Source organism: Rhizobium skierniewicense, assembly GCF_014196515.1.
Classification (GTDB): Bacteria; Pseudomonadota; Alphaproteobacteria; order Rhizobiales; family Rhizobiaceae; genus Agrobacterium; species Agrobacterium skierniewicense.
On record NZ_JACIDV010000006.1, the window covers coordinates 17,740 to 42,890 of the forward strand.

The 25,151-nt window shown below is 56.5% G+C and carries 20 protein-coding genes and 1 riboswitch; of the genes, 13 read left to right on the top strand and 7 right to left on the bottom strand.

Annotated features, from left to right (window positions below):
* Positions 1-50: 50 nt before the first annotated feature.
* The 4 genes from GGQ73_RS10820 to thiC are packed head-to-tail and all read right to left on the bottom strand — an operon-like array spanning position 51 to position 3,814.
* The gene (locus GGQ73_RS10820) at positions 51-824 is read right to left on the bottom strand and encodes a thiazole synthase (protein WP_183896190.1); all 774 of its coding nucleotides are present in this window, start codon (positions 822-824) and stop codon (positions 51-53) included.
* A gap of 3 nt (positions 825-827) precedes the next feature.
* A complete protein-coding gene (thiS, locus tag GGQ73_RS10825) occupies positions 828-1,025 on the bottom strand; it encodes a sulfur carrier protein ThiS (protein WP_174154188.1) in 198 nt (65 codons plus the stop codon).
* The gene (gene thiO, locus GGQ73_RS10830) at positions 994-1,989 is read right to left on the bottom strand and encodes a glycine oxidase ThiO (protein WP_183896192.1); all 996 of its coding nucleotides are present in this window, start codon (positions 1,987-1,989) and stop codon (positions 994-996) included. The genes thiS and thiO overlap by 32 nt, the downstream gene beginning before the upstream one ends.
* A 1-nt stretch (position 1,990) precedes the next feature.
* A complete protein-coding gene (thiC, locus tag GGQ73_RS10835) occupies positions 1,991-3,814 on the bottom strand; it encodes a phosphomethylpyrimidine synthase ThiC (protein ID WP_174154190.1) in 1,824 nt (607 codons plus the stop codon).
* 99 nt (positions 3,815-3,913) lie between these two features.
* Positions 3,914-4,025, bottom strand: a riboswitch (TPP riboswitch).
* Between the two features lie 164 nt (positions 4,026-4,189).
* Between thiC and GGQ73_RS10840 the strand changes: the two genes are divergently transcribed.
* The 9 genes from GGQ73_RS10840 to GGQ73_RS10880 all read left to right on the top strand — a co-directional run bounded on the left by GGQ73_RS10840 (position 4,190) and on the right by GGQ73_RS10880 (position 16,406).
* Positions 4,190-4,441 carry an acyl carrier protein gene (locus tag GGQ73_RS10840; RefSeq protein ID WP_174154191.1) on the top strand — a complete coding sequence of 84 codons (252 nt, stop codon included), beginning with the start codon at positions 4,190-4,192 and terminating at the stop codon, positions 4,439-4,441.
* Entirely contained in the window at positions 4,441-5,622 is a 1,182-nt protein-coding gene (locus tag GGQ73_RS10845) for an acyl-CoA dehydrogenase family protein (RefSeq protein ID WP_183896194.1), read from the top strand. Before GGQ73_RS10840 ends, GGQ73_RS10845 begins: the two co-directional genes overlap by 1 nt.
* A gap of 24 nt (positions 5,623-5,646) precedes the next feature.
* Positions 5,647-6,555, top strand: coding sequence for an amino acid--[acyl-carrier-protein] ligase (locus GGQ73_RS10850; RefSeq protein ID WP_183896196.1), 909 nt, complete (start codon positions 5,647-5,649; stop codon positions 6,553-6,555).
* 7 nt (positions 6,556-6,562) lie between these two features.
* Complete coding sequence (locus GGQ73_RS10855; RefSeq protein WP_183896198.1) at positions 6,563-7,549, top strand: DUF1839 family protein; 987 nt, start codon at positions 6,563-6,565, stop codon at positions 7,547-7,549.
* Positions 7,550-7,563: 14 nt separating this feature from the next.
* Positions 7,564-10,017, top strand: a complete 2,454-nt coding sequence (locus tag GGQ73_RS10860) for a glycoside hydrolase family 2 protein (protein WP_183896572.1) — start codon at positions 7,564-7,566, stop codon at positions 10,015-10,017.
* Between the two features lie 310 nt (positions 10,018-10,327).
* Positions 10,328-13,045, top strand: a complete 2,718-nt coding sequence (locus GGQ73_RS10865; protein ID WP_183896200.1) for an ABC transporter ATP-binding protein — start codon at positions 10,328-10,330, stop codon at positions 13,043-13,045.
* Positions 13,046-13,085: 40 nt separating this feature from the next.
* On the top strand, positions 13,086-13,562 hold the full coding sequence (locus GGQ73_RS10870) for a cyclic nucleotide-binding domain-containing protein (RefSeq protein ID WP_174154197.1): 477 nt from the start codon (positions 13,086-13,088) through the stop codon (positions 13,560-13,562).
* Positions 13,563-13,733: 171 nt separating this feature from the next.
* Entirely contained in the window at positions 13,734-14,594 is an 861-nt protein-coding gene (locus GGQ73_RS10875) for an MBL fold metallo-hydrolase (RefSeq protein WP_183896202.1), read from the top strand.
* Positions 14,595-14,747: 153 nt separating this feature from the next.
* Positions 14,748-16,406 (top strand): adenylate/guanylate cyclase domain-containing protein, encoded by a 1,659-nt coding sequence (locus GGQ73_RS10880; protein WP_234910945.1) that lies wholly within the window; start codon positions 14,748-14,750, stop codon positions 16,404-16,406.
* 5 nt (positions 16,407-16,411) lie between these two features.
* Here the strand turns inward: GGQ73_RS10880 and GGQ73_RS10885 are convergent, their stop codons facing one another.
* Together GGQ73_RS10885 and GGQ73_RS10890 are read right to left on the bottom strand one after the other, a co-directional pair.
* Positions 16,412-16,891, bottom strand: a complete 480-nt coding sequence (locus tag GGQ73_RS10885) for a class I SAM-dependent methyltransferase (protein ID WP_183896203.1) — start codon at positions 16,889-16,891, stop codon at positions 16,412-16,414.
* A gap of 13 nt (positions 16,892-16,904) precedes the next feature.
* Entirely contained in the window at positions 16,905-18,266 is a 1,362-nt protein-coding gene (locus tag GGQ73_RS10890) for a nucleotide sugar dehydrogenase (RefSeq protein WP_183896205.1), read from the bottom strand.
* 106 nt (positions 18,267-18,372) lie between these two features.
* On the opposite strand from GGQ73_RS10890, the gene GGQ73_RS10895 reads away from it, so the two are divergent.
* Together GGQ73_RS10895 and GGQ73_RS10900 are read left to right on the top strand one after the other, a co-directional pair.
* A complete protein-coding gene (locus GGQ73_RS10895; protein ID WP_183896208.1) occupies positions 18,373-19,470 on the top strand; it encodes a glycosyltransferase family 4 protein in 1,098 nt (365 codons plus the stop codon).
* A complete protein-coding gene (locus GGQ73_RS10900) occupies positions 19,467-20,210 on the top strand; it encodes a polysaccharide deacetylase family protein (RefSeq protein WP_183896210.1) in 744 nt (247 codons plus the stop codon). The genes GGQ73_RS10895 and GGQ73_RS10900 overlap by 4 nt, the downstream gene beginning before the upstream one ends.
* Here the strand turns inward: GGQ73_RS10900 and GGQ73_RS10905 are convergent.
* Complete coding sequence (locus tag GGQ73_RS10905) at positions 20,202-21,164, bottom strand: glycosyltransferase family 32 protein (protein WP_183896212.1); 963 nt, start codon at positions 21,162-21,164, stop codon at positions 20,202-20,204. The genes GGQ73_RS10900 and GGQ73_RS10905 overlap by 9 nt on opposite strands.
* A gap of 195 nt (positions 21,165-21,359) precedes the next feature.
* Here GGQ73_RS10905 and GGQ73_RS10910 point away from each other — a divergent pair, with 195 nt between their 5' ends.
* The gene (locus tag GGQ73_RS10910; RefSeq protein ID WP_183896213.1) at positions 21,360-23,252 is read left to right on the top strand and encodes an ABC transporter ATP-binding protein; all 1,893 of its coding nucleotides are present in this window, start codon (positions 21,360-21,362) and stop codon (positions 23,250-23,252) included.
* Entirely contained in the window at positions 23,249-25,150 is a 1,902-nt protein-coding gene (locus tag GGQ73_RS10915; protein ID WP_183896215.1) for an ABC transporter substrate-binding protein, read from the top strand. The genes GGQ73_RS10910 and GGQ73_RS10915 overlap by 4 nt, the downstream gene beginning before the upstream one ends.
* Position 25,151: the final 1 nt, after the last annotated feature.

Genomic DNA, 25,151 nt, shown 5'->3' on the forward strand with positions numbered 1-25,151 from the left:
TGAGGCTCGTTCCTGCCGGTATCCCGCCGCCGCTCGCTCTTGTCAACGGTTCAGGAAAACACTGCCGTGCCGATAACGGGTGTCGAAGGCACCGCCATGTCGCGTGGCTCCAGCATGCCGGCAAGATAGGCCTCGCGCCCTGCCGTGACCGCCTTCGCAAAGGCACCGGCCATGATGACGGGATTTCCGGCACCAGCTACCGCCGTGTTGAGCAACACCGCGTCATAGCCAAGCTCCATGACGGTTGCGGCATGGGATGGCCGCCCAAGACCGGCATCGACGATCATCGGTACATCGGAAAAATGTGCCCGCATGGAGCGCAGTGCTGTAATATTGAGCGGCCCCATGGCGCTGCCAATCGGTGCGCACCAAGGCATCAGCACCTTGCATCCGGCATCCACAAGCTTTTCCGCCACCACCAGGTCATCGGTCGTATAGGGAAACACCTCGAAACCCTCATCATTCAGAATGCGCGCAGCCTCCACCAGTGCAAAGACATCCGGCTGAAGCGTATCGTGATTGCCGATCACCTCCAACTTGACCCAGTTGGTCCTGAACACCTCCCGCGCCATTTTTGCCGTCAGCACGGCCTCCTTGGCGGTATGGCAACCGGCCGTGTTGGGCAGAATCTGTCGGTCCAGCTCACGGATCAGCTCGAAGAACTGCCCGCCCTGCCTGCCGCCTGCCATTTCCCGTCGCAGCGAAATCGTTAGAATATCCGTCTTGGCTGCCCGCACTGCATCTGCGAGAATCGCTGGCGACGGATAGCGCGCGGTACCAAGAAGCAGCCTTGATCCGACCTCAAGATCATAGAGTTTCAACATCACCTATCCTCCCTGCATGGGTGACAGAACTTCGATCCTGTCTAATTCCTTCAACCGACATTCACTCCGATCCTCAGCATGGACGAGATCGCCGTTGACCGCTGTCGCGAGCCAATCGCCTTCATAATCCAGCACGGCCAGAAGCTGGGAGAGGGTAGCTGTGGCAAGATCATGCTCTTGCCCGTTGACGACAACCCGCATGGGAAACCTCCTTTGAAAAGACAATCTCGGCGGCCTGTCGCGCCATGGCGGGAGACAGCAGAAATCCGTGCCGATGGGCACCGTTGATGAAAAGCGTGCCGCCCTTTTCGGCGACACATGGAAGATTGTTAGCAAATGCCGGGCGGATGCCGGTGCCGGTCTCGACAATCTGCGCTTCGCCAAAAGCGGGGTGGAGCGCGTAAGCCGCATTCAGCAGCTCCATCATGGAGCGAGCCGTGATCGGCCCTGCCTGATCCGTCTCGATCATCGTTGCCCCCACCATGAACCGCCCCGATTCTCGCGGCACGATGTAGAGCGGAATCCGCGGATGAAGCAGCCGCACGGGACGCGACAGGCTGACCTCATGCGTTTCCAGATACAGCATCTCGCCGCGCACGCCACGAAGTCCGGAAAGCTTGCCGGTTTGCGCATGGCCGGTGCAATCGACAACACGATCAAATGTCGCGTCATCCGCCGTCCCCTCACCAAGACAGAAGCGAACGCCCATGGAAAGGAGGCGTTGGTAAAGCGCAGCGAGAGCCAACCGCGGATCAAGATGGCCCTCCCCAGCAAAGAACAGGCCGGTGCGGAACCGTCCTGCAAGATCAGGCTCCAACGCGGCAATCTCGCCCTCACCCACCCAGCGATACCCCGTGGTGCGGGAGGCAAAACGGGAAAGCTCCGCTTTGTCCCGCGCAGAAGCCACGACCAGCGTTCCGTTGCGCGTCACCAGCCCTGGCGTCGCCTCATCCCACCAGTCAAGCGCCAATTGGCCAAGCGTCAGCACGGTTTCCGCGGCGTTTTCACGTTCGCACCACGGCGCCAGCATGCCGCCCGCATACCAGGACGCACCGCGCCCCGGTTCGCTTGAAGTTTCGCAGACTTCAACCTCCATGCCACGACGGGCGAGTTCGAAGGCAGCCGTCAGACCGACGACGCCTGCGCCTTTGACGAGAACCCGCATCTCATTCTCCTGCGACCGGCTTTTCCAGGGGCATATACAGGTCGCCGCCCTGCTGGAATTTTTGTGCCATGGCCTCCAGACCTTCCTTCTGCGCTTCGGCACGGATGTCGTGCGAAATGCGCATGGAGCAGAATTTCGGCCCGCACATGGAGCAGAAATGGGCAACCTTATGGGCTTCCTTCGGCAAGGTCTCGTCGTGGAAGGAGCGCGCCGTTTCCGGGTCGAGCGACAGGTTGAACTGGTCCTCCCAACGAAACTCGAAACGGGCGCGAGACAAGGCATCGTCACGCACCTGCGCTGCCGGATGACCCTTGGCGAGATCGGCCGCATGGGCCGCGATCTTGTAGGTGATGACCCCGACTTTCACATCGTTGCGATCCGGCAGACCAAGATGCTCCTTCGGCGTGACGTAACACAGCATGGCTGTGCCGAACCAGCCGATCATCGCCGCCCCGATGCCGGAGGTGATGTGGTCATAGCCGGGCGCGATGTCGGTTGTCAGCGGCCCAAGCGTATAGAAGGGCGCTTCGCCACAGACCTTCAGCTGCTTGTCCATATTTTCCTTGATCTTGTGCATCGGCACATGGCCGGGGCCTTCGATCATCACCTGGCAATCTTTCGCCCAAGCGATCTGCGTCAACTCGCCCAGCGTTTCCAGCTCGGCAAATTGTGCGGCATCGTTTGCGTCGGCAATAGAGCCGGGCCGCAGCCCATCCCCCAGCGAAAACGACACGTCGTAAGCGCGGCAGATGTCACAGATTTCGTCGAAATGCTCGTAGAGAAACGATTCCTTGTGGTGATGCAGACACCACTTGGCCATGATTGAGCCGCCACGCGAGACGATGCCGGTGACGCGGTTGACGGTCAGAGGGATGTAATGCAGCCGCACGCCTGCGTGGATGGTGAAATAGTCCACGCCCTGCTCGGCCTGCTCGATCAGCGTATCGCGGAACACGTCCCAGTTCAGGTCTTCCGCAATGCCGCCCACCTTTTCCAGCGCCTGATAGAGCGGCACAGTGCCGATCGGCACCGGTGAATTGCGGATGATCCATTCGCGGATATTGTGAATGTTGCGCCCGGTGGACAGGTCCATGACCGTATCGCCACCCCACCTGATGGCCCATACCATCTTGTCGACCTCGTCCGCCATGGAAGACGTAACCGCCGAATTGCCGATATTGGCATTGATCTTGACGAGGAAATTGCGCCCGATGATCATCGGCTCTGCCTCGGGGTGGTTGATGTTGGCGGGGATGATTGCCCTGCCCGCCGCCACTTCTTGGCGCACAAATTCTGCGGTGACGAAATCTGGAATATTTGCTCCAAAACTCTCGCCATCACGCACCAGCGTGTCCTTCGCCGCCTCCCGTCCGATGTTCTCGCGAATGGCGATGTATTCCATCTCAGCCGTGATGATTCCTGCCCTTGCATAGGCAAGCTGCGTCACCGCCTTGCCATCCCTGGCCTTCAATGGCTGATGACGATGAGAAAACTCCGGCGTCAAACGTTCGCCGGTGGCAAAGCCGTTATCCTCTGGTTTGACGTGACGACCCTCATAAGCCTCCACATCGCCCCGCGCGACGACCCAGTCGTGTCGCAGGCGGGGCAGACCGCTTTCGATGCTGATGGCGTGGGATGGATCGGTATAGGGACCGGAGGAATCGTAGACCGTAACAGGTGGCTCTCCCGCCGTGGGGTGTACGGCGATTTCGCGCATGGGAACGCGGATATGGGGGTGAATGATGCCCGGCTTGTAGACCTTGGTCGAAGCGGGCAAAGGACCTGTGGTGACGACAGGAGAGAGATTTTTAGCGGCAATGTTCATCGTGAGGCTCCAAAGCAAAAAAACAGTGGAGACCCAGTTCGAGCATGAAGACGAAAAACCACGGGACGGATATGACCAATTCGGCACGACCGAACTGCTGTTCCCGCGTTTGCACCGTCCCTACGCCAGTATGAACTGGATCAGGTTCATAGGGTCACTGCGCGCGATAGCAGTATCTCAGCCCCTTGACGGGACCCCCCTGGTGAATGACGCAATCAGAGACCCGACACACAATTTTGTCAAGCCATCTCTGGAGACTGTTGAAAAGCGGAAAATTACGCTAAGTTAACCTATCCATTTATTCGAATGTTATTTTTTCGAGCTTAACTCGAAGAATGCGCTATGATGACGCGGCGTAAAGGGAGACACCTGAGAATGAATTCAACTATTCGTGAAATACTGTCGAAATTTGGTCAACTCCCCGTGCCGGTCGATACAATCGAAGACGAGGCTGACCTTTACGCCGCCGGGCTTTCTTCTTTCGCGTCCGTTCAACTGATGCTCGGCATCGAAGATGCATTCGATATCGAGTTTCCAGACAGTATGCTCAACCGCAAGTCCTTCGCCAGTATCAAGTCCATAGAAGACACGGTCAAAACCATTCTCGATGGCAAAGAGGCAGCCTGATGAACATGTCGGTCGCCCCGCCTGATGCCACGTTGACGGCGCGCGCCTCGCGCGTTGCGACCATCGCGGCACGGCATGCCGACGACGTTGATACCGCCGGACGATTTCCGATAGAGGCCATCGACGCCCTGCGCGCCGAACGTCTTTTGGGGATACAGGTACCTCTTGACCTCGGCGGAGAGAGTGCCAGCATCGCGCAAATCGCCGATATTTGCTGCATCCTCGGCCAATCCTGTTCTGCAACCGCGATGATATTCGCCATGCATCACATCAAGGCATCGAGCCTGGTGGAACATGGCGAAGGCAGCAAATGGCACATGGCTTTCATGCGCCGTGTCGCCGCCGAGCAGTTGCTTTTGGCGTCCGCCACGACAGAAGGCGGCATTGGCGGCAACATGCGCAATTCCATCTGTGCCATCGAAGTCGACGGTCCCTGGTGTACGCTGGAAAAAGACGCGACCGTCATTTCTTATGGCACGCACGCCGATGCCATTCTCATCACCTCACGCGCCAATGCAGCGGCTGCACCCGCGGATCAGGTCATGACGGTTTTCCTGAAAGACCAGTACACGTTGGAGCGGACCCATATCTGGGACACGCTGGGCATGCGTGGCACCTGCTCCGATGGTTTCCTGTTCAAGGGCAAAGCACCCTCGGAGCAGATTTTCTCCAAGCCTTTTGCTGAAATCGCCGCGCAATCCATGCTGGCCACATCGCATCTTTTGTGGAGTGGCGTCTGGTACGGCATTGCCTCTGACGCGGTCTTGCGGGCACAGGCCTTCGTTCGTTCCGCCGCACGAAAATCACCGGGTGTCGCCCCACCGGGCGCTATCCGTCTGGCAGAGGTGTCGAGCAAACTGCAGACTGTCAAATCGAATGTTATCGCCGGCCTCAAGGCCTATGAAAGTACCAAGTCGGATCCCGACAAGCTGATGTCGATGGGGTTCGCCATCGCCATGAACAACGTCAAGATTTGCTCGTCGGAGACCATTCTCGAGATCGTCAATCACGCCATGCTGATCTGCGGCATCATGGGCTACAAAAACGGGACGCCCTACAGCCTCGGTCGCCACCTGCGCGACGTCCACTCGGCGCAACTGATGATCTCCAACGACAGAATCTTGAGCAATTCCGCCAATCTCCTGCTCGTGCAGAAGCAGGACACCAGTCTTTCAATATAAACTCTGGCCTTTCAGGATCACACCATGGACATGCAAAATACGTTTCTGGATCGCCTGTTTGACAAAGGCCTGCTGATCGATACCGGCGTTGATGGCCTTTATGGCCGCAGCGGACAGTTCGAGGATGTCATTTCCGGCTTTGAGCGCCTGATCGGCACAGTCGGCGGTGCTGACAAGGCCGAAGTCATCCGCTTCCCGCCCGGCATCAACCGCGCTTACTTCGAAAAAAGCGGTTACATGAAAAGCTTTCCGCAATTGGCTGGCACCGTCCATTCCTTTTGCGGTTGCGAGCTGGACCACGTCAGCCTGATCAAGAGCATGGATGAGGGCGCAGACTGGACAAAAGACCAGAAGATTACCGACATCGTGCTGACGCCTGCGGCCTGCTACCCGCTTTATCCGACGATTGCAAAACGTGGAAACCTTCCGGAGAATGGTGGTCTCTACGACATACAGTCCTACTGCTTCCGCCATGAACCCTCCAAGGATCCGGCCCGCCAGCAGCTTTTCCGCATGCGCGAATATGTCCGCATGGGCACCGAAAGCGACGTCACGGAGTTCCGCCAGCTATGGATGGATCGTGGCGTCGAGATGATGGAAAAGATCGGCCTTGATGTGAAGCTTGAGATTGCCAACGACCCGTTCTTCGGGCGCGCTGGAAAGATGCTGGCCAACAATCAGCGCGACCAGAACCTGAAATTCGAACTGCTGATGCCGGTCACATCCACGACCAATCAAACGGCCTGCATGAGCTTCAACTACCATCAGGACGCCTTTGGGGCGAAGTGGGGCCTCAACCTTGCAGATGGCACGGTTGCGCACACCGCATGCGTCGGCTTCGGGCTGGAGCGCATCGCATTGGCACTGTTTTCAAAACATGGGCTGGATGTCGAGCTATGGCCGCAGTCGGTGCGGGACGCACTTTGGGGCTGAGGACGGCATGACGAGCATCTTTCCGGCCTTAAACGCCGAAACCTACGTCCCGCATTCCCTTCACGCGCTGGAGAGGATGTGGCCGGAAACCAATTGCTATGTCGATCTGTGGATCGAGCTTCTGGCGTCAAGCGGCCTACCGCCGGAAGCCATGCTCGGCTTTACGCTGGCACAGGATTTCGAGGGTGACCAGTTTACCTTTTTCAAAGTGCCGCTCGAAGACCTCGAAACACTGTATGGCATCCGCGTGACAGAACTCGCAATTTTCGACAGGCTCGAAAGCCACATCGCCATGCAGTTGCAGCGCGGTCGTATCTGCCTGATCGAGATGGACAGTTTCTATATGCCGGATACGCACGGCACCGCCTATCGCAAGGAACATGGAAAGACGACGGTCGCCATAAACAGGATGGACGGGGTAAACCGCAGGCTGGAATACTTCCACAACGCAGGCTATTTCGCGCTGGAAGGCGACGATTTCTCAGGCATTTTTCAGCATCATCTAACCGAGAACGATCCCCCCTTTTTGCCCTACACCGAATTTGCCAAATTCCCGGAAAAACCGTTGGGCGACACAGAGAGGCGGGCCGCAGCAGAGCGCCTTCTCGCTCAGCATTTTGCCAGGCGCCCGGACATCAATCCCATCAAGGCGTTTGCCGAGGTTTTTCCGACGCAAGTGGCGAAAGTGGCCGACCGTCCCTTCAGCTTTTTCCATAAGTACGCCTTCAACACGCTTCGCCAGTTCGGTGCCAATTTCGAACTTACGGCAAGCCATCTGGACTGGCTGGGCGGCGGGCAGCGCTACGGCCATGCGCCAAACCACGCACGTCGCATCTCGGAAGTCGCAAAATCTGCGCAGTTCCAGCTTGCCCGCGCCATCGCCCGCCGCAAGTTCGACACACTGGCAAATGCCCTCGACCCCGCCATCGCGGCCTGGGATGAGATGATGGCCGAACTCAATGACACGCTGAGCAAGACGAGCCAGGCCGCGTGACGGCTCCAGCTTATATGCACCCTGCGAAAGGGCAATTGTTGAGCGAGGGGTGGACCCTGACGCTCACCGAACCAGATGCTTTTGAGACACCGACGGAGATACCTGTCGATGCAGAGACCATCACGGCGCCGGTACCCGGAACCGTCGCGCAGGCCTTGGAAGTGCTCGGAAAGTTTGATCGGCTCGATCCGAAGCCGTTGAATATCTACGACGCCTGGTATCGGTTGACGCTGATCTCCGAACATGTCGGGCCCGCTACGCTCCGCTTCGAGGGGCTGGCAACGGTTTCGGAAATTTTCCTGAACGGCGAACGCGTTGCCCACTCCGCCAGCATGTTCGAAGCACTGGACGTCCCATTCGACCTGTCTGGCGCGGACGAACTGGCCATCTGCTTTAGAGCGCTTGCACCGCGCCTTGAGCGTCTCGGACCGCGGGCGCGCTGGCGTCCGCAGATGATGAATTCACAAGGGTTGCGGTTGATCAGAACCACGGCACTTGGGCACATGCCGGGCTGGTGCCCGGAAATCCATGCCGTCGGCCCTTGGCGGCCCATCCGCCTGATCCGTCATGACGAACACGTCTTCGACGTTTTGGCGTTCCAATCGGAACTGGACGCCGAGCACACAGCAACCCTGCGTCTCTCTGTCAAAACGAACCACCATGCGTCCACCGTCGAAATCACCTGCGGCGATGTTTCCGCCCCTCTTACTTCCAACGAGAAAAACACCTTCGAGGGTATGTTACGATTAGACAATATTGAACCTTGGTGGCCTGCAACGCATGGCACGCCAACGCTGCATGACGTTGGCCTGCGCATTGATGGGCAAAGATATGCTCTCGGCAAAACCGGATTTCGCCGCATCGAGATCGATGAGGGTATAGATGGCAAGGGGTTTGGTCTGAAAATTAACGGCGAGCCGGTTTTCTGCCGCGGCGCGGTGTGGACGAATGCCGATATCGCGCGCCTTCCGGGCACCCGTGCGGATTATGAGCCATGGCTTCGTCTCGCCACTGAGGCTGGTATGAACATGATCCGCATCGGTGGCACCATGACCTATGAGACGCCGAACTTCTTTGCTCTGTGCGACGAACTGGGCCTCATGGTGTGGCAGGACCTGATGCTTGCCAATTTCGACTACCCGACGAAGGATGAGACGTTTCTCGCCCACATCAAGGTGGAGACAACACAACTCCTTGAGAACACGGCGCTTTCTCCCTCGCTTGTGATTATGTGCGGGGGCAGCGAGATGTATCAGCAAGGCGCGATGCTCGGATTGTCGGAGCGGATTTGGAAAGGAGCGCTGACGGAGGAGTTTCTACCGCAGCTTACGGCTCTTTTGCGGCCCGACATTGCCTATGTGCCCAACTCCCCGTTCGGCGGAGCCCTTCCGTTTTTCCCGAACGAAAAGGTTGGCCATTACTATGGTATCGGCGCCTATTGCAGACCGTTGGAGGACGCACGCCGTGCTGACGTCCGCTTTGCAGCCGAATGCCTGGCCTTTGCAAATGTGCCGCAACAAAGCACGCTGGACAAGCACTTGGCCGCACGGCCCGTGCATGACCCGCTATGGAAAGCGCGGGTGCCGAGAGACCGGAACGCATCCTGGGATTTCGAGGACGTCAGGGACCATTATCTCAAGCTCCTCTATGCCGTAGACCCATCAATATTGCGGCGCGAGGAAAGCGAACAGTATCTCGACCTGTCCCGTGCCGTGACGGCCGAAGTGATGGAAGCAACATTTGCGGAGTGGCGCCGTGCAGGCTCCACCTGCCAAGGCGCTCTGGTCTGGACCCTGCAGGACCTGATACCTGGACCCGGCTGGGGCCTTATCGACGCAACCGGAGAGCCGAAACCGGCTTGGTACGGGCTGAAACGTGCCTTTCGCCCTGTGCAGATCAACCTCTTGGACGAGGGTACCAACGGGCTAGATATTCACCTGATCAATGAAAAGCTCGAGACCCAGGATCTTGTGCTTGACGTAACATGCCTACGCGACGGGCTTCAGCCTGTGGTAACGGGCAAACGCGCTGTAAGCCTTGCTCCCCGCCACAAACAGGTGATCGCTGCAACTGATCTGTTTGGTGCTTTTTTCGACACGACCTACGCCTATCGTTTCGGCCCTCCATCTTACAATGTGACGGTGGCGAAGCTGACCGACCAGGCGACTGGAGCGTTGATCGCCACGGCATTTCATTTTCCGCAGGGGCGGCACATGGCGATGCACCCTGCAGTTTTTCAAACCGAAATGAGCGAGGAAAAGCAACGCTGGACGTTGGACGTGACTGCCGACCGTTTTGCCCAGTCGGTTCACATCACGGCCGAAGGCTTCAGACCGTCGGATGACTGGTTTCATCTCGCGCCAGGTGAAACCAGACCTATTGAACTGCGACCCATCAATCCGCAAATCTCACACCCGCCAAAGGGCGAAATTCGTACGCTTGGCAGCAGCCAAGTCTTCCGTTTTTAAGCAAACCACTATATCGCTTGTTCAAGCGCAAATGCTGGCGATAGGGAAGACCGTAAAGCCTTGAATTTCCGGGCTCTATCGCACTCTTAATGATTGATAATATTTCTGACCGACATGCGCCGGGCACGGGACAGTGGCTTTGACGCAGTCGAAAACATCGACTACCGTCCCGTGAGCGTAATCAGGCAAAAATATGGGGGATTTTGCCTTTCAATTCCGTTCTCACTTTTTGATTTGGAGCCGTATGATGTCGAGGCCTTCCTGGCCTGGACATCATACGGCTCGGCCCGGCAAGGGATAGCATTCCTAAATGGAAAAAAGTTTAACGCGCTATATCTGGAATCACACTCGGCGGCAGCAGGTCTTCATTCTGCTGATCGTCGCGTTATCGATGATACCGTATTTCCTTGCCTTTGATCTTCCCAAGCAGATCGTCAATGGTCCCATCCAGGGAGACGGGTTCGAGGGGGTAAACTCAACCCAACTCTTCATGCATCTGGCGTGGAATGTTCCATACATCGGGCAGATCACTCTGTTTCCCGGTATCGAACTGACCAGATTTGGTATGTTAATGGGTCTGAGCCTGACGTTCCTTGCGCTCGTCATCATCAACGGCCTCTTCAAATATTACATCAACACCTACAAGGGTCGGCTGGGCGAGCGTCTGCTGCGCCGCATCCGCTTCCAGTTGATTGATCGCATCCTGCTGTTCCCGCCTTCCCACTTCAAGCGGGTCAAAGGCGCGGAAATCTCCAGCATGATCAAAGACGAAGTGGAGCCGCTTGGTGGCTTTACCGGCGATGCATTCGTTCAGCCGGCCCTTCTTGGCGGACAGGCACTGGCGGCCCTTTTCTTCATTCTCGTACAGAATTTCTGGCTAGGCCTGATTGCGGCCTTCATGGCTGCCATCCAGGTCGGCATCATTCCGCAGATGCGCCGCCGTCTGATCGAACTTGGCAGACAACGCCAGTTAAGCGCACGGCAACTCGCCGGCCGCATCGGCGAAATGGTGGATGGTATCGGCACGATCCACGCCTATGATACGTCCAACTATGAACGCGCGGATGCAGCTCATCGGCTCGGCGAAATCTTCAAGATCCGCTATGACCTGTACCAGTGGAAATTCATCGTCAAATTCGTCAATAATTTTCTGGCGCAGCTGACACCGTTCTTCTTTTACTCGCTGGGCGGCTATCTGACGCTGAGAGGAAGCCTCGACGTCGGTCAGCTCGTGGCGGTGATCAACGCCTACAAAGAATTGCCTGGCCCGTTGAAAGAACTGATCGACTGGGATCAGGCTCGCCAGGATGTTCAGGTCAAATATGAGCAGGTGTTCGAGCAATTCGATTCCCCACTGATGATTGACGCCAAGATACAGGCGCTGTCGCCAGAAGCAGCCGCTGCCATCACAGGACCGATCGTTATTGCCGGGCTGTCTCTGGATGACGACAGTGGTACACGCCTTCTTGAACAGGCGTCCTTGACGATCAATCCCGGTGAAACCATCGGCATTGTCGGGACAGCAGGCGCGGAAGCACTCGCCGATGCTTTGGGCAGAACGCTATGGCCAACCTCCGGCAAGATCACCCTCGGCGACACCGATCTCCATGAATTGCCGGAAGCCGTGACCGGACGCCGTATCTCCTATGTGTCAGCCGATACCTATTTCTTCCACGCCAGCCTGAAAGAAAACCTTGTCTACGGTCTTAAACACGCACCTTTAAAGCCAAAAGAGTATAGCGGTTCAGACCTCGAACACCGGAAGTGGGAGATTCGCGAAGCAAAGATGGCTGAAAACCCCAATATTGATATCAACAGCGACTGGATCGACTATGCGTCCAGCCCTGCGGGAAGCGATGACGAGGAGAAGTTCCTGAAAGCCATGTTGGCCGTGCTCGATACGGTCCAGCTCGCACCGGATGTTCTTGAGTTCGCCTTGCGTTCGTCCATCGATCCCCTGACCGACCTGCATCTGGCAGCACGGGTGGTGGAGTTGCGGCAGGCTCTGCGCGCCGAGCTGGAACAGGAAAATCTCAGCGGCCTGATCGTGCCCTTCGAATCCGACAGCTACAATGCCGAGGCGACGGTTGGCGAAAACATCATGTTCGGCACCATGCGGGATTCCTCGTCAGGAAGCCGCAAGATCATCGATAGCGAGTATTTCCGCAATCTGATGCGCGGCAGCGGCCTGTCCGATACTCTGTTTGACATGGGCTTTACGATCGCTGAAAACGTGGTCGAAATCTTCAGCGATCTTCCGCCTGATCATCCGTTTTTCCAGCAACTGACCTTCATGACGGCAGACGACATTCCCAGCTACCAGCAGATGCTGCAGCGTCTTCAGGGCAAAAGCTACAAGGATGCCACCGACGCCGAGAAACGCGCCATGCTGCGCCTCAGTTTCTTCTACATCGAGCCGCGCCAGCGTTTTGGTCTGCTGACGCAGGAGGTCATGGACAAGATTGTCGAGGTTCGGCACATGTTCCACGAGAAGCTGCCGGACGACCTGCGCAGCTGGATCGAACCCTACGATCCGGAAAAATACGGTACGTCTGCCAGCCTTCTAGACAATATCCTGTTCGGCAAAATCAGCCACCGTTTCCCTGACGCATCCCGACGCATCACCAAGATTGTTGCTGATGCGATGAAGAAGCAGGGCCTTTACGAAAAGGTTCTGGCTGTTGGACTCGAATTCAACCTGGGTGCGGGCGGCAAGCGGCTGGGCCCCTTGCAGCGTCAGAAGCTTAACCTGGCACGCGCCTTGATCAGAAAATCGGACTATTATGTTCTGAACCGCCCGCTTCCAGGCCTCGATCATCGCCTGCAACAGGAAATCGTTGACAATGTCATCGCGTTCTTGCGCAACGATGGCGCCAATCCGGCCGTGTTGTGGGTCCTTTCAAACCCATCACTTTCAAAAATGTTTGACCGTGTTATCGTCATCAACCATGGGTCGATCGTTGCTGACGGACCATATGAGACTCTTGTCGAAGAAAACGATACATTCAAGGAAATGATCGCAGCCTGATCGGTTCGCGATGAAACAGGAACACGCACAGGACGAGACGATGCTTTTCAAAGACGAAATTCAGATGCTCAAACGCGTTCCATTCTTCAGCCAGATGGAACCCTCCAAGCTGAAGCTGCTGGCATTCGCGTCTGATCGAGTCTCCTATCACGCGGGCGACGAACTGTTTCGCCAGGGCGACATTGGCGACGCGGCTTACGTATTATTGACAGGCAAGGTCGATGTTCTCATCGATTCTCCGTCGGGACAGATAAAGCTGACCGAGATGAGTGGAAACGCAATTGTCGGTGAGATCGCCATTCTGTGCGACAGCGTCAGAACCGCGACCGTTCAGGCATCCACATCCGTCGAAGCATTGCGCATCAGCAAGGAACAATTCTTCAAACTGATGTCTGACTTCCCCGACATCACAATCAAGGTCATGCGTGTTCTGGCCGAGCGTTTGACCCAGACAACGACGGAGCTCAGCAAAGCGCGGTCCGCATCGAATGTGGAAACGCAACCGTCTTCTCAATAGCCGCGAACAAAAAGAAAAATAAAAGTGGTCCTATTGTCATAAAAATGAAATGTTCGGTGTACTATTGGCGGAGACGCAAGTCGTCTCCCCGGAAATCGGGGCAGAGACAAGAAGATACACGGGCGCCCATGGGAGGAAGCTTGGGATGTTCGTGGTAAATTGGGGTGTATCATGGCATTGAATTCCGACGATCACCGTCGGGACAATAAACAGGAATTTAGAGTTAAGATTTGGGGAGCGCGAGGAACGCTACCCGTTTCAGGAGACAAATTCCGTAAGTATGGTGGCAACACAATCTGCATCGAGGTGAGGTGCGGAGATCATGTCTTGTTATTCGATGCAGGATCAGGACTGCTTCCCGCAGGTCAGGCTCTGAAAGCCGAGGGCATCTGCGACGTCAACATGTTCTTTTCCCACTGTCATTACGACCACATCATCGGCTTCCCCTATTTCAAACCATTCTTCAATCGCCAGAACGATGTGCGCATCTGGTCCGGCCATTTGGCAGGACAGAAAACGACACACGAGATGATCGCCGAATTCATGAGCCCGCCGTGGTTTCCTGTCCCACTTGACGTATGCTGCGCACAAATCGTTACCGAGAATTTCAAGGCGGGAGATGTTCTTGCCGTCCATCCCGATCTCAACATCACCACCGGCATGCTCAACCACCCTGGAAATGCCATCGGTTACCGTATCGATTGGCAGGGCCGCAGCCTTGCGATCATCACGGACACGGAACACGAAGCCGGCAAGCTGGATAAATCGGTCTTAAAGCTCATCGATAATGTGGACCTCTTCCTCTATGATGCAAGCTTCACCGAGGCTGAGATGAACACATACAGGGGCTATGGTCACTCTTCATGGCAGCAAGCCGTTTTGCTGGCAAAGCACGCAAACGCCAAGAGTGTCGGCCTCATTCATCACGCGCCTTTCCGCACAGATGACGAGATTGATGTTATCGAGGCAGATGCACAGAAAGAGTTCCCCGGCATGTTTGCAGCCTGGGACGGGCAAACGATAGAGCTGTAGGCAGAGCATGTTTGATCGATGCCAACGACGTGATCTCCGACCGCTTCTGATTTTCAACGCATTGGCGTATAGCAACGAAACGCCATAAACAGGGACGTCTCCCCTGGCAATTTGCCGAACCGCGACAACACAAGGCAACTGGAGACACGCGGCATGGCCAACATCCTATCGGAAACGTCGCTGAGGCGTGCACGATTGCTGTCCGGCCTTATCATGCTCCTCTTCGTCTTCAGCCACCTATCCAACCACGCTCTGGCGCTGGTGTCGCTTGAGACCGCGGAAAACGGCCGCAGATGGTTCAGCCTTATCTGGCTCAATCCTGTCAGCAGTGTGATTTTTTACGGCGCGGTTCTCACGCACATCATTTTGGTCTTGCGGTCCATCTATGTGCGCCGTTCGCTAAAGATGCCGACGCGCGAGGCCTTGCAGATCATCATCGGTCTTTTAATCCCGTATATGATCATCGATCATGCCAGTGGTATCCGCCTTTCACGGATGCTCTACGGCATCGACATCGGGTACGAGATCGTCATCAATAACTTCTGGATCCGCAATCCGATGTTAGGCCTGCGGCAAAGCACCGTCCTCATCCTGATATGGGCGCATGGATGCCTTGGCGTGTTCTTCTGGTTGCGCTATCGCGATTGGTATAAGAAGATCTCACCCTATCTGCTGACCATTGCGGTGCTCTTGCCCATTCTGGCACTTCTGGGCTTCAGCGATGCGGGCCGGGAAATGGAGTACAATCCGCCGCCGCCGCGTGTTCCCCATGCCAATCAGGCCGAACTCGAGGCTGTGATCGACGGATTTACAAACGGTGCGAAAATTCTCTTCGGCAGCGCTGTTGTCTTCATCTTTGCACTTCGCGGCCTGCGCAGTTGGCGCCAACGGGCAAATGCATTCGAAATTCGTTATGAACACGGAGCGCTCGTCCGGGCATCCGCAGGCCTGAGCGTCCTGGAGGCGAGCCGAGCGGGCGGCGTATCCCACTTTTCAGCCTGTGGCGGCAAAGGCCGGTGTTCCACTTGCAGGGTGAGGATCATCAACACGCAAGGGCCGTTGCCGGAACCGTCTACGATGGAACGTGCCACACTTCAGCGTATCCATGCCGATTCTGACGTCAGGCTCGGATGCCAACTTCGCCCCAAGCACAGTCTGAGCGTTGCCCTTCTCCTGGCCTCAAAACAGCAAAGTGACATTCCCGCCAGCGGCGAGCCGATCCGACCCGGTCGCGAAGAGGAAATCGCGGTGATGTTCTGTGATCTTCGAAATTTCACCGCATTGTCGGAAGCGCGCCTGCCCTATGACATGGTGTTTTTGCTCAACCGCTACTTCACCGTCGTCGGCCAGGCCGTTGAGCAGGCGGGTGGCAGGTTGGACAAGTTCATCGGTGATGGTGCGATGGCCCTATTCGGGCTCGATGGCAACAAGGAAACCGCAAGTCGCGATGCCTTGAAAGCTGCGGCACTGATCCTTCGCAATATCGAGGCGCTCAACGAAGAACTCGAAAAGCAGTTTTCCGTCAAACTGCGTATCGTGATCGGCATCCACGCCGGCCCCTCTATTGTCGGTGTCATGGGCTACGGGGCGGCAAAAACACTCACTGCAATCGGTGATACTGTTAACGTCGCGAGCAGGCTCGAAAGCGCAGCAAAGGATTTCAATACGGCAATTGTCGTGTCCGAACCGGTCATTGTGCAATCGGGCCATCCAAACGCAGTTTTGGAAAGCCGGACCATACCCATCCGAGGCAAAAGTGCGCACATGAAGGTCTTCCTGATTTCTGAAACAGAAAGCCAGCGCTTCGTTTAGTCAGCCTATATCTTGCGATACAAGAAGTAGCGATCCGTGGGGACAGAACCAGGCAATGGCAACGGATTGAGCGTTTTTTCCTCCAGCGGCAGACCGCTGATCGCCACCCCGCCTTTTCCCAACATGCCCGCAACAAGCTGTGGCAGCCATGTCAGTGTCACCGCATCCTTCTCGGCATAGCCGGTGCCGATATCGGCATGCACGAGGGCAGCTTCAATCCCGAGATAGGCCTGCGCCGTTTCGGCAATTTCACCGATCACCAAGTCTTCTTCGGGGGGGACAGAGGATGCATGGGCACCCATCGCCCGGTCAAACGCGACGATGCGGCGATCGGGAAAGAGTTCGCGCAGATGGTTGAACGTGCGCCCGTTGCCAAGCCCGACTTCCATGACAGGCCCCGCAGGAAGATTGAGATCGGCATGAACATGGTTGAGAATATCGCGCTGCGCCGTCAGGCGGCGAATGAAGCTATCCAGTCTGCTCATCTGTTTTCTTCCATCAGGCTTTGATGATGTGGCTTGCGACGATACCACGCTTGGCAAACGCATTGCGCGTATCGATGATCAGCGCAGACCACTCGCTCAGGCTCTGGTAATCGATCATATCGTGGTCCGTTGCGACCAGAACCGCATCGAAAGCCTCGATCGTCTGCTTGTCCCAGGCGACGGACTTCATGCCCAAGAGATCACCATATTCCCTGGTCTTCGGAATTTCTGCGACATAGGGATCGAAATAGGACGGCTGGCCGCTGCGCTCGATGATGAGTTCGATCAGCTTGAGGGATGGGCTTTCGCGAATGTCCGGCACGTTCTTCTTGTAAGCCAAGCCGACGATCAAGACCTTGGACCGGCTGAGCGCCTTACCGCGGTGAATATCAAGCGCTTCGGCCAGACGGCTGACGACATGGCGCGGCATGCCTGTGTTGATCTGCCCGGCAAGCTCGATGAAGCGCGTCGGCAGATCGTACTCACGCGATTTCCATGTCAAATAGAAGGGATCGATGGGAATGCAGTGACCACCCAGACCAGGCCCGGGATAAAACGGCATATAGCCGAACGGCTTGGTCTTGGCCGCATCGATCACCTCCCATATGTCGATACCCATTGCCTCGTAAACGACCTTCAATTCGTTGACGAGGGCGATATTGACGGCACGAAAGACGTTTTCCGTGATTTTCACTGCCTCGGCCGTCGCGTTGGTGGAGACGGGGACAACGGTTTTAACGACAGATCCGTAAAACGTCACCATGAGTTCCGCTGCATCCGCACCCTCACCAGAGACAACTTTTGGAATGGTCGAGGTCTGGAAATCGCGATTGCCGGGGTCTTCACGCTCCGGCGAAAAACCGAGAAAGAAATCAACGCCGGATTTCAACCCGGTCTTTTCAAGAATGGTCTTCACCACGCCATCCGTCGTACCGGGATAGGTGGTCGATTCCAAGACGACGAGTTGTCCGGGGCGAAGCGTTTTCGCAATTTCACGGCACGTGTTTTCAACGTAAGACAGGTCTGGATCGCGATATTTCGTCAGAGGCGTCGGGACGCAAATGGCGATCACGTCGCAATCGGCAAGCTGTGCAAAATCGCTGGTCGCGACAAAGCCGCCATCCCGGCGCGCGTCGTTCAAAACATCCTGTGAAACCGCTTCGATGTAGCTTTCACCGGCATCGATGGCCGTGATCTTACCTGGATCGATATCGAAGCCAATAACCTTGAAACCGGAATGGGCAATCGTCATAGCCAGCGGAAGACCGACATAACCGAGACCGATCACACCGGCTTTCGCCGTTTTTGACCCAATAATTCCAAGAAGTTGCTGTGCGTTTGAAGAGGAAGTCAAAGCTGATTGCGTCCCGCGCATGGAAAAACATGCCCATCAGTTGGGCGAGAAGGGGCACGGTGTCAAGGTTTAGAACCCTTTCAAATTCCCATTGACGAAGCGCCTGACGACAAAGCAGAACTGACGCATGAAAATTGCATTCTACAGCCCGCTGAAATCACCCAATCATCCTGTTCCCTCCGGCGACCGGCTGATGTCGCGCCTGTTGATGCAGGCCATGCGTCTTTCAGGACATGAGGTGGAGGTGGTATCAGAGCTTCGCAGTTTCGTGCGCGAGCCGACAGGACAAAGCATCACTGACCTGAGATTGGTGGCGGAAACAGAGAAAGAGCGCATCGCTGCCACATGGATCCGCAAGGTCAAACCCGATCTCTGGTTCTGCTACCATCCCTACTATAAGGCGAGAGACCTTCTCGGACCTGAGCTGTGCAAACGTTTCGATGTCGTCTATGTCACGGCGGAAGCATCCTACGCGCCGAAACGCAACGCAATGGGTTGGGAAGAGATACAGGCTGCACTTCTGGCCGATCTCCAGTTCGCCGCCGTCAACATTTGCTTCACCGGCAGAGATCATGACGGGCTTTCAAAAGCCGACATTGGCCTCCGCCTGGCCATGCTTGCGCCCTTTATCGACGCATCGACATTTGTAAAAAGAGCGCCATCCCCAAACCGGTATCGCTTGGCCACAGTTGCGATGATGCGCCCCGGTGACAAAGTCAGCAGCTATCGGGCGTTATCGGAGGCTTTGAAGCTGGTGCCCCCGGAACTTCCCTGGACATTGGATATCGTCGGAGACGGCCCAGAACGGGCGACGGTGGAAGACCTATTCGGCAGGTTCGACCCAAAACGCATCGTCTGGCATGGCGAACAACGGGCCGAAAAAATCTCTGAGATCCTGTCGCAGGCTTCGCTCTACGTGTGGCCGGGACATGGGGAGGCCTATGGATTGGCTTATCTGGAAGCACAGGCTGCCGGTTTGCCCGTGATTGCGGAGCGGATCGCCGGCGTTCCGGAGGTCGTCATGGATGGTGAAACCGGTCTTCTGACGGAACCCGGTGACATCAAAACCTATGCCGATGCCTTGATATATCTGATGGAAAACGACGGTCAGCGTCAGGCGATGGCGGCGAAAGCCCGCCATTTCGCCACCTTCACCCGCTCCCTTGAACGTGCCGCCATGACATTGAATGATATTCTCGAAAATCTTCCGGAACAGACGTCATGACCCATAAACTGCTTCTCGAAACGCTGGATGATTTTGCCAGCAAGAACATCGTCGCGGACGTCTGGCTTCGCGATGACGATGCCACACAGCCAAGTCCCGCATTGGATCGGCTGATGGACCTGTCTAAGCAATATGGCGTGCCGATGACGCTGGCCGTCATACCGGAACCAACCGGCGAGGCGCTGGCGCAACGGCTTGAGAGCATGACAGGGATCGACGTGGCCGTGCATGGCTGGGCACATCGCAACCACGCGAGACCGGACGAAAAAAAAAGAGAACTCGGGCTACACAGACCGCTGGCAACGGTGTTGGGTGAGTTGCAGACGGCCCTGAGCAAACTCCAGTCCTTGCACGGCGCTCGTTGCGTTCCGATGCTGGTACCGCCCTGGAACCGGATCGATCAGACAATCGCCGCCCATTTGCCGCAAGCGGGTTACGAGGCGCTATCGGTTTATGGTCCCGAGACATCGGGCAGCATTCCTCTTCTTAACACGCATATCGATGTCATCGACTGGCGTGGCACGCGGGGCGGCAAGGACCATGACCTGCTTTTTGCCGAAACCGCTGTGCGCATGCGCCAAGCACAGGAGACGGGCGGCATGACAGGCATCCTCACCCACCATCTCGACCACGACGAAAACGTCTGGGCTTTTCTCCATTTGCTTTTCGCATTGACGGCCAATCACCCCGGTTGCCGCTGGCGCTCTTCTCGCCACTGGCTTGAACAGACATCACCATGATTTCCAGGCAATCAGAAGGCCGCCGCTCTCCGATCCCAAGAGGGAGCGAACATCCTCGATAGCGGTCAACGGTGCTTTATCCGGCAAGGTCGCGACAACGAAATCAGCCGGGGCAAGAGAGACTGATCCAGCCCGCGCCACGACTGTGAAGATGAGGGGGCCGGTTGCCCACCAGGCGGGCGCTTTCGGTAGTTTTGCCAAGATTTGTGGAAAAGCGTCCAGCATTCGACTGAAGACCGGATGTGCGGGCGGCGAGGCGACGAAGGAATTGGCCAGAAGCAGACTACCCTGCCCGGTCTTGCGCGGCACATCTTCGCCAAATGCCGTCAGTCCGATCATCGGCACTATGTCGAAGAAGCTCAAATCGTCCCGAGCGGGGTAAAAATCGCAGTCGAGATAGACACCGCCAACCTTCGATAAAATGACATACCGCGCTACATCAACCGCCCCCGGGTAATCTCCATCCGCCAGCATCCTGGCAAATATCGGGTTGGAGGTGATGCCCTCTCTGTCAAGATCAGCCTCACGCCAAAGACGGTAGGCGATATTATGGCGCCCCGCATGCTCCGCCCAAGCGCTGGTTGATACCGGTGGAGGCTTGTCGCCGATCCATATCTGATGCAGGATTTTCGGCACCGGCTCGCGGTTTTTAGCGCCAATCTCCCGGCGCTCTGTACCCGAAAACTGGCCGTAAGGTGCAAAAACATCCGGCGGCGGCACCAGCAAATATTGATAGCCGGTGCGGCTCACGTCATCACCTTGCGCCTTGGCTAACCGCAGAAAGGCTGAATGAAGCCGGCGCGGCAATCCCAGAGCGGTCTTTTCGCCCATAAGGTGGGTGTCTTGTTCGCCTGAGAGGTTATTGAGAACACCACGAGCCTCCGCAAAGTCTCCCGCGGCGACCATGTCTCGCACCTCGGCCAGTTTTTTGTCAAAATACGCCTTTCCGGGCATAGGACTTCCTCGGGTTTAATAACTCGGACACATGTTCGATTTAGATGTTTTTTTGGCGACCGTAACAGACACGAAGACCTAAAATTTTCGATGTTTCAGAAGCATAGACAGAACGAAAGGCCTAAGATAACGTAAGTTCGATGGCCCTTAAATAACTGCCACAAGCAAAAGAAGAATGGTGAGGACACCCTTGGCATGAGTTCAGGCGCCGATTTGCTTCGTATCGAGAATCTCGAGGTTTCCTTTTCGTTGATGGGCGGCAAAATCGATGCCGTCAGAAATGCCAGCCTGCGCATTCTGCCGGGCAAGGTGACAGCGCTGGTGGGTGAATCCGGCTCAGGCAAATCCGTCATTGGCCAGACCATCATGGGTATCCAGCCGCGCACGGCACGGGTCAAGGGGCGCGTGCTATTTTCCGATCCCGCTCGTCCTGAAAAAGGCGCGGTCGATCTTTTACAACTGGAACCCGACGGCAAGCCCATGCGGGCCATCCGTGGAAACCGAATGGGCCTGATCTTCCAGGAGCCGATGACGTCGTTTTCGCCGTTGCACACTATTGGCAATCAGGTCGATGAAGCCTTGCGCATTCACTCGGTTCTGACGCCGCGGGAACGGCAGGAAAAAATCGAGGAAACGCTTGATCTTGTCGGCTTTTCCAATCCGAAAAAAATCTGCAACATGTATCCCTTCGAGCTATCAGGCGGCATGCGCCAGCGCGCGATGATCGCCATGGCGCTGATTTGCCGCCCGGCACTTCTGATTGCCGATGAGCCGACGACGGCCCTTGATGTGACCATACAGGCGCAAATCCTCAAGCTGCTGCGGGATCTGCAAAGCCGCCTGAACATGAGCATGCTGCTGATCACCCACGATCTCGGCGTCGTCGCCAACATCGCCGACGAAGTGGCGGTCATCTATCAGGGCGAGATCATGGAATCCGGGCCGGTCAGCGATATCTTCCGCGCGCCATCCCACCCCTATCTCAAAGGCCTGATGGCGGCCGTTCCGCATTTCGAAATGAAGCCCGGCGAGCGGTTGAAGGCGCTCCGCGATGTTGTCATCGACAAGGAAAGCCTGATCGGCAAAAAGACCGATACCGTCGACAAAACCAAGGGTATTCTGCTAAGCGTCAACAATGTCAGCAAGACATTCACCACGCGCAAGTCGAGCTGGTTCAGCTCCGGCAAATCCACCGGCACCAAGGCCGTCGATGGTGTCAGCTTCGATATTCATCGTGGCGAGTGCCTAGGCCTTGTGGGCGAGAGCGGCAGCGGCAAAACGACGGTCAGCAAAATCCTGATGCGAGCGGTTCAGCCGGACGAGGGCTCCATCACCTTTCACAGCAAAAAAGGCGAGATCGACGTTTTAAGCGCCAAAGATGGTGATCTGCGCGAACTGCGAACGAAGATACAGATGGTGTTTCAAGACCCGATCTCTTCGCTTTCGCCGCGCATGACGGTCAGCAATATCCTCAGCGAGCCTCTCGAAATTCATGGCCGTGGCGATGCCAAATATCGGGCCGAAAGGGTCCGCAATCTTCTCAAAGCCATCGGCCTTGGCGAAAGCGCGCTCAATCGCTATCCGCATAGTTTTTCAGGCGGCCAGCGCCAGCGCATCGGCATTGCCAGAGCCCTGACACTGGGACCGGAACTGTTGATCTGCGATGAGCCCGTATCGGCCCTGGATGTATCGGTACAGGCACAAATTCTCAACCTTTTGAAAGATTTGCAAAAAGAGCTTGGCCTCACCTACCTGTTTATTTCGCACAATCTGGCCGTCGTGGATTACATGGCGGACAGGGTCGCTGTGATGTGCGAGGGGAAAATCGTGGAGATTGCACCGCGCGAGGCGCTGATGCGCAACCCGGTACACCCCTATACGAAATCGCTTTTGGCTGCGGTCCCCTTCCCTGACCTGGACCGACCGCTCGATTTCAGCACCATCGCCAAAATCAGCGCAACCGGAAAACTTGATTGGGGCAAGCAGTTTCGCGAAAGCGATGACACCAGTCTTGTCACAGCCGATCTCGGCGGTGGCCATCTGGTGCTTGCCAATGGAAATGTTGACGTTGCGGAGTTACGCTCTTGATCACGCGTAGAACGACACTCGCCCTTCTGGCATCCGTCTTTGCGCCATGGAAAGCCTTTGCAGCTTATACCGATTCGGAATTTCTGAAAGAAAAACGCGACAAGGGTGAGTTGCCGCCCGTGGACCAGCGTTTGCCAAAGAACCCGCGCGTCGTAAACCTCAAAAGTCTCGGACGTGAGCCGGGCAAACACGGCGGCTCCGCACGCATGCTGATCGGTGGTCAGCGTGATATCCGCCTGATGCCGATCAACAGCTATGCCCGGCTGGTCGGTTTTGACGAAAGCTTCAACTTCCAGCCCGATATTCTGGAAGGCTACACGATCGATGAGGAACGTATCTTCACGCTCAAGCTGCGTGATGGCCACAAGTGGTCAGATGGCAGCGATTTTACCACGGAGGACTTCCGCTATTTCTGGGAGGACGTGGCACTCAACCGCGAGATACACAAGGGCGGCCCGCCCATCGAACTGTTGGTTTATGAAAAACCGCCAAAGGTTGAGATCATCGACCGGGTGACGGTACGGTACACATGGGAAGGTCCCAACCCGGACTTTCTGGCCAAACTGGCCGGTGCGTCTCCCGCTCGTGTGTGTCTTCCAGCGGCTTATATGAAGCAGTTTCATGCGAAATATCAGACGCCGGAAAACCTCGCCAAGCTGGCAAAAAAGAACAAGGTGGACGACTGGAGCAGCCTGCACATCAAGATGTCGCGGCAGGTCAGACCTGAAAATCCCGATCTTCCGACGCTCGACGCCTGGCGCAACATCACCTATCCGCCGGCCGAACAGTTCATTTTCGAGCGTAACCCCTATTACCATCGCGTCGACGAAAATGGACTGCAACTGCCCTATCTCGATCGCTTTCTGCTGAACGTCACCTCATCGGAAATCATTGCCGCCAAGACGGCGTCCGGGGACAGCGATCTGCAATTCATGGGGCTGGACTTCAACGACTACACCTATCTCAAAGATGCAGAGGATCGCTTCCCGCTGAAGGTCAACCTGTGGACACGCAGCCAGGGATCGCGGGTCTGCCTGTTGCCGAACCTGAATTGCGGCGATGAGGTGTGGCGGAACCTGTTCCGGGATGTGCGCATGCGCCGCGCCTTATCCGTTGGTATCGACAGGCATGAAATCAACATGGTGTGCTTCTACGGGCTCGCCAAGGAAAGTGCCGATACCGTGCTGCCGGAAAGTTCGCTGTACCGCCCGGAATTCGCGCGCGCATGGGCTGACTTCAACCCCGCCATGGCAAACACGTTGCTGGACGAACTGGGGTTGGACAAGCGCAACGAAAAGGGCGTGCGCCTTCTCCCGGACGGACGTCCCGTTCATATCATCGTCGAAACAGCAGGCGAAAGCACGCTGGAGACGGATGTGTTGGAGCTGGTGACCGACCATTGGCGCAAACTCGGTGTCTCCCTGTCCAGCCGTCCGACGCAGCGCGATGTTTTCCGCAAGCGCGCGATGGGCGGAGAAGTCATGATGTCTGTCTGGTTTGGCATGGACAATGCCGTCCCCACCCCCGACATGTTACCCGCAGGTCTTGCGCCGACCGGCGACGACCAACTGCAGTGGCCGGTATGGGGTGTTCACTATCTTTCCGGCGGACGCGAAGGCACAGCGCCTGACCTTGCAGAAGCATCTCATCTGCTGGCTCTTTTGAAGAAATGGCGGGTTAGCGTCACGGAAGAAGAACGGCGTGCCATTTGGCTTGAAATGCTGGAAATCTATTCGCAGCAGGTCTTTTCGATCGGCATCGTCAACAGCGCGCTTCAACCCATTGTTCACGTCAAGAAGATGCGCAACGTCCCGGAAAAAGCGCTCTACGGATTCGAGCCGACATCCTATCTCGGTGTCTATATGCCAGACGCGTTCTGGTACGACGGAGACGCATGAC

Excerpts from the sequence above, each read along its gene's own strand:
- GGQ73_RS10820 (WP_183896190.1), bottom strand. The coding sequence starts at position 824 with ATGTTGAAACTCTATGATCTTGAGGTCGGATCAAGGCTGCTTCTTGGT.
- thiS (WP_174154188.1), bottom strand. The coding sequence starts at position 1,025 with ATGCGGGTTGTCGTCAACGGGCAAGAGCATGATCTTGCCACAGCTACC.
- thiO (WP_183896192.1), bottom strand. The coding sequence starts at position 1,989 with ATGCGGGTTCTCGTCAAAGGCGCAGGCGTCGTCGGTCTGACGGCTGCC.
- thiC (WP_174154190.1), bottom strand. The coding sequence starts at position 3,814 with ATGAACATTGCCGCTAAAAATCTCTCTCCTGTCGTCACCACAGGTCCT.
- GGQ73_RS10840 (WP_174154191.1), top strand. The coding sequence starts at position 4,190 with ATGAATTCAACTATTCGTGAAATACTGTCGAAATTTGGTCAACTCCCC.
- GGQ73_RS10845 (WP_183896194.1), top strand. The coding sequence starts at position 4,441 with ATGAACATGTCGGTCGCCCCGCCTGATGCCACGTTGACGGCGCGCGCC.
- GGQ73_RS10850 (WP_183896196.1), top strand. The coding sequence starts at position 5,647 with ATGGACATGCAAAATACGTTTCTGGATCGCCTGTTTGACAAAGGCCTG.
- GGQ73_RS10855 (WP_183896198.1), top strand. The coding sequence starts at position 6,563 with ATGACGAGCATCTTTCCGGCCTTAAACGCCGAAACCTACGTCCCGCAT.
- GGQ73_RS10860 (WP_183896572.1), top strand. The coding sequence starts at position 7,564 with ATGCACCCTGCGAAAGGGCAATTGTTGAGCGAGGGGTGGACCCTGACG.
- GGQ73_RS10865 (WP_183896200.1), top strand. The coding sequence starts at position 10,328 with ATGGAAAAAAGTTTAACGCGCTATATCTGGAATCACACTCGGCGGCAG.
- GGQ73_RS10870 (WP_174154197.1), top strand. The coding sequence starts at position 13,086 with ATGCTTTTCAAAGACGAAATTCAGATGCTCAAACGCGTTCCATTCTTC.
- GGQ73_RS10875 (WP_183896202.1), top strand. The coding sequence starts at position 13,734 with ATGGCATTGAATTCCGACGATCACCGTCGGGACAATAAACAGGAATTT.
- GGQ73_RS10880 (WP_234910945.1), top strand. The coding sequence starts at position 14,748 with ATGGCCAACATCCTATCGGAAACGTCGCTGAGGCGTGCACGATTGCTG.
- GGQ73_RS10885 (WP_183896203.1), bottom strand. The coding sequence starts at position 16,891 with ATGAGCAGACTGGATAGCTTCATTCGCCGCCTGACGGCGCAGCGCGAT.
- GGQ73_RS10890 (WP_183896205.1), bottom strand. The coding sequence starts at position 18,266 with ATGCGCGGGACGCAATCAGCTTTGACTTCCTCTTCAAACGCACAGCAA.
- GGQ73_RS10895 (WP_183896208.1), top strand. The coding sequence starts at position 18,373 with ATGAAAATTGCATTCTACAGCCCGCTGAAATCACCCAATCATCCTGTT.
- GGQ73_RS10900 (WP_183896210.1), top strand. The coding sequence starts at position 19,467 with ATGACCCATAAACTGCTTCTCGAAACGCTGGATGATTTTGCCAGCAAG.
- GGQ73_RS10905 (WP_183896212.1), bottom strand. The coding sequence starts at position 21,164 with ATGCCCGGAAAGGCGTATTTTGACAAAAAACTGGCCGAGGTGCGAGAC.
- GGQ73_RS10910 (WP_183896213.1), top strand. The coding sequence starts at position 21,360 with ATGAGTTCAGGCGCCGATTTGCTTCGTATCGAGAATCTCGAGGTTTCC.